Source organism: Candidatus Komeilibacteria bacterium CG_4_10_14_0_2_um_filter_37_10, from assembly GCA_002793075.1.
Taxonomy (GTDB): Bacteria; Patescibacteriota; Patescibacteriia; order UBA1558; family UBA1558; genus UM-FILTER-37-10.
In genome coordinates, this window is sequence record PFPO01000008.1 from 1 (window position 1) to 5,287 (window position 5,287).

A 5,287-nucleotide genomic window follows, 5' to 3' on the forward strand; every position below is an offset into this window, starting at 1 on the left:
TCTATGTCTTATTACATTTATTGCTAAAATGGAAATCAAGATCAATAAAAAGAATATTTATTACATTATCAGTATTATCACTACGGCTATTATTGTCGTCGGTGGCATTATTTATCTTATTCGTAAGCCAGAAAGTGCCGCTGCATGGTATAACGATGACTGGTACTATCGGCAAACAATTACCTTAACTAATTCTAGCTCAGCCCAAACCAATACCCAAGTAAAAGTTTTATCCAATTTTGACGCCAGCGCCTTAATTACCGCTGGCAAGATGCAGGCTGACTTGGACGATCTTCGTTTTACGGCCAACACTGGTGCTTTACTTGAATACTGGATTGAGGATAATACCGCCGCCAGTGTTGATGTTTGGGTTTTATTACCTAGCGTACCAACAACGGGCGTTACTATTTATTTTTATTATGGCAATCTATCGGCCACCGCTGGTAAAACCATTACCGGCACCACTGAATTTCCGGGACTGTCTTGCAGTACCATCAAAACCAGTGGTCAAAACAACGACGGTATTTATTATATTGACCCAACCGGCGATGCAGTAGCTGACGCTTATCAGGTTTATTGCGATATGACGACTGATGGCGGTGGTTGGACTTTGGTTTATAAATATGTTGGCAACGGCGGTTATTCTCCAGCACAGGTTTTGGCTGGCTCAACGCCTAATAATAATGTTTTATCTATTTTAAATAATGAAAGAATAGATGGTCGTAATGCTAATGCCTATAGTAGTTTTTGGACGGCCGATGGCATTGATTGGTTGTCTTATTTTAAAAAATATGACGCCACTAACGCTATTACCAGCACCAAATGGTATGTTTCCGATTTAGCGAGCAATGTTGATTGGGGTACAGATATTTATTTTGATGGCAAGTCTGCAGGTTGTCAGGTCATGCCCGGCGCTGTTACTGTCCGGGACGGTTCTACTAATTATGGCAGTACCACTTATCGTTATGTTTCGACAACTGATGGCCGTGGCTATTTAGCTGCCCAGACAGGAACCTATACTAATACTTGCGGGCAGGGTGTAGAAAATTTATTAACTTCGCACCCGGGTGAATTGGGTCATTTTTGGTATGCTGGTAGTGGTTACACTAATAAAAACAAAGATCGTTGTACGTGGATTTGTTGGGCGGCACCAGATAATTATACTGACTCTGAAGGCTATAGCGGTCGTGAGTGGTATGCCAAAGGCATTAAATCTTTTACTTCGGCCATAAGCGCCGGTGCCCCAGCCAACGAAGAAAAAGGTGCTGCGCCTATTGCCCACTGGCGTTTTGATGAAGGCTATGGCACTACAGCTTATAATGCCACTTCTGTTTCTAGTTTGAATGGCGCTTTACAGAGCCAAGCCAGCTGGGCGACCGAGGATCAGTGTATTACCGGTAAATGTATTTTCATGAACGATGGCGGTTCTACTTTTCAGTCAATTCAAGTACCTGATCATGCTGTCTTGGGCGGGATGTCAGCTTTGACTGTTAGTGTTTGGATCAAAACAGTAGAGAGCAAAACCCGTCAGCAAATTATTTACAAAAGACAAAATGGTGGTACGCCAGCTTGGTTTTCTTACCAATTATATTTAGATGGCTTGAAGCCATACTTTGTAGTAGCCAATGCTAGTGGTACTACTGGCGCGGCATTAGCAACCAATGATCTAGAATTAAACAAGTGGTATCATCTGGTTGGTGTTTATGATGGTAGCCAAGTGCAGATATATGTGGACACAGTGGCAGCTGATGCCACCCCCGGGTCATTGACCGGTAATGTTATGGACAGTGATTATTACTTACTGATTGGTGGGTTAGATACACCAGACACATTTTTTGTTCATGGTTTTATTGATGATATTAGAATTTACAACTACGCTCGTACTATCGCTCAAATTAAGCAAGACTATACCACGACCAAAGCTGGTGTCAGCTCGGAGTCGGGTGCTACTGTTGCCATGGGTGCTAATAATCAAAGATGGTTATCTGATGGCTTGGTTGGCTATTGGAAGATGGATGAGAGTAGTTGGACTAACGACTGTTCTACGGCCACTGTTTTAGATTCGTCTGGTAATAGCAATACTGGTACATCTTGCCCAGCATCAACTGGCCCAACCGGTGGTGCTGTTGGTAAGTTTGGTAAGGGTGGTAGTTTTGATGGCAGTAGTACCAACGATGATTATCTTACAGTATCCGGTGTTGATAGTATGATTTTGGGAGCCAAAGGCACGATATCAGCCTGGGCTTACCCCACAGCAACAGGCGCCAATAGATATGTTTTTCAGTCTGTTGGTACTGGTACGAATCGTTTTTATATACAGTATGATGGTAGTAATTTTCATGTTGCCCGAGGTAATCCCTCTGGTACTGTTACTTTATTATCTTCCGCACCGTTAGCCACTTGGTACCATTTAACTTTAACTTGGGATGAGAGTAGATTGTACGGCTATTTAAATGGCCAGTTAATAGGTAGCGCTACTTATACTAATAGCGGTACTACTGGTTCCGGATCATTGATTGGTGCTCAGGGTGGTGGTAGTAAAACATTTCCTGGTACCATTGATGAAGTGCGCGTTTATAACCGTACTCTCACCGCCGCCGAAGTTGCCAAATTATATGAATGGGCACCGGGTCCTGTTGGTTACTGGAAACTGGATGATAATACCGGTATCACCGCCAATGATTCGTCAGGTAGTGGCTATTCAGGTACACTGACTAGTGGTCCATTATGGTCGGGAGGTAAGTTAGGACAGAGTGTAAAATTGGACGGTAATAATGATTATATTAACACTGGTCATAATTTTAGATTGGTAAACGGTAGTATTGGTTTTTGGTTTAAGAGTTTAGAAACAGCAACAGAAAATGGATATATTATTGGTCAGCAAACGGGTACGCCAACATTATCAGTATTTCAGAATAGCACAAATCAAAAAATTGTTTTTTGGATTAGGAATAATGCTGGTAGTAGCATTAGTATTCAGTCCACTAACGCTATTAATGATAATAATTGGCATTATATTTATGCTATTTGGGGTACTAGCGGTGCAAAACTTTATGTTGACGGAGTATTAAATAGTAGCGATGCAAATACTTATTATGATGATGGGAGTAGTTCTAATTTACAAATAGGGTGCATTCAAGCACTTTATTGTACCAATGGTTATGTTGATGATGTCAAAATTTATAATTACGTCCGTACTGTCAAACAAATTCAGGAAGATATGAACACTGGCACTGCCGGACCAGTAGCTTATTGGCGATTTGATGAAGGTCAAGGATCAACGCCCAAAGACTCAGGTTACAATAGCAATCACGCTACCTCATTTGTTGGTACTCCCACTTGGACCTCTGGCAAGTTTGGTAAAGCTTTGAATTTTAATAGCTCCGATGCCGCCGGTGAATACGTTGTTATACCTTATAGTGTGAACATCAATATTTTTGCCAGCACCAATTGGTCGGTCAGTACTTGGGTCAAGCCAGTTGCTGGTTCACCCGGCACTGCTGTTTTTTTGCAAGCCAATGGACATAAGCCCAGAGTGTCTATTAGTAGCACTGGGGCAGGTTTGGAAGGATATGTTGGTGGGGTTTTTACTAGTATTGTTAGTGCCACCGGCATCACTGCCAATCAATGGAATCACGTTGTTTTCTCCGCTAACGGAACCTATAATAAAATATTTATCAATGGCGTAGAAAAGGGTTCGGCTGCTTATCAGCAACTGGACTCTCCGTATAGCGATTTAAGATTTGGCGCCTCTGGTTGGAATTCAGAAAATTATTGGGGCGATATTGATGAAGTTAAATTTTACAATTATGCCTTGACTCTTGATGATATTAAAAAAGATTACAATCAAGGTGGTGCAACCAGAACCGGTGGTGGTACCGAAGCCGGTGATACTGGTAATGCGCCAATAGCTTGGTGGAAGCTGGATGATAATACCGGCACCACGGCCGTTGACTCTAGCGGTAATGGCTACACTGGTACACTAGCCAATGGTGCCACTTGGACTGTTGGCAAACTAGGTAGTGCAGTTAAATACGATGCCTATGACGATCAAATCACCTCATCATTTTCCGCGGTCAATATTGGTACTACCAGTTTTAGTATTTCTACTTGGGTGAAGTTAAGTTCTATGCCTTCAATTAATCCACGCGTTATCACCTATGCCCAAGATGCTACTAATGGTTATACACTGGCAGCCTATGGTGGTTCTGGCTATAACAGTTTTGTTTGGGAAGTCAAAAAAGCTGGTACTAACTATGGCGTTGGTTTAACATCGGCAATTTATACAACTGGTCAATGGTATCATCTGGAAGCAACATTTGATAATGCCACTAATACACCTAAACTTTACCTCAATGGAATTTTAGTATCTGGCAGTGGTGCAGCGTTCGTATTACCATCAGTAGGTACTTTTTTTATTGGTAATGCTTTTGGCACCTCGGCTTGGCCCGGATCTATTGATGATGTTAAAGTATATGACTATGTTCGAACCCCAGCGCAAGTCGCTTACGACTACAATCGTGGTGAGCCGGTTGGCTATTGGGCGCTGGACGAGGGATCTGGTTTAACTGGCCGTGATTTTTCCGCTAATGGTAATAATGCAACTTTGGCCACTGGCTCTACCTGGAGCAGCTCCTGTAAGTATGGCAATTGCTTAGATACAGGTTACGCCACGGTTGCTGATACCACAGTATTAGAACCAGCTAATGTCACTATGGCTTCATGGGTATATTTCAATGCGATTTCCGATGTCTGGTTGATATCGAAACAAAATGCTACCATTACTGATTATAATTATGGTTATTTAATGAGAGCTGACACCCCGTCAGATACTGTTTTTTGTCGCTTTGGTTATAGTACGAATTATGTAGATACTGGCTTGGTTAATGTTACTACCAGTCGCTGGTATCATATTGCCTGTTCTTATGATGGTCAGACAGCCAAGATTTATTTAGATGGTCGTTTAATTAGTAGTACCTCGGTGGCAGCAACAATTAATTATAGTAGTGTTGGTGCTTTGGGCATCAAGGCATTTCCTGACGGATCATCAAATATGAATGGCAAGATGGATGATGTCCGTATTTACAATTACGCCTTAACAGCTGATCAGATAAAAGCAGCGATGAATCAGGGCAGTGGCGCCCGTTATTAAGTCATCGCCTGTCACCCCCCCTTAACCCGATTTTCCGGTTCCCCGATGTCCTGGTATCCAGTAGCTAAGCCACTACCCATTTGTCACTCCGATCCCGCCCCCCGTCCAGCCTTTCGCGAAAAGCTGGACAAGCGA

1 protein-coding gene is annotated in these 5,287 nt (G+C 42.5%); it reads left to right on the top strand.

The features are described from left to right. Nucleotides 1–28: 28 nt before the first annotated feature. On the top strand, nt 29–5,152 hold the full coding sequence (locus COX77_00350; GenBank protein ID PIZ99833.1) for a hypothetical protein: 5,124 nt from the start codon (nt 29–31) through the stop codon (nt 5,150–5,152). Nucleotides 5,153–5,287: the final 135 nt, after the last annotated feature.

What these genes read in the sequence shown, in the direction of transcription:
- COX77_00350 (PIZ99833.1), top strand. Translation starts at nt 29, where the DNA reads ATGGAAATCAAGATCAATAAAAAGAATATTTATTACATTATCAGTATT.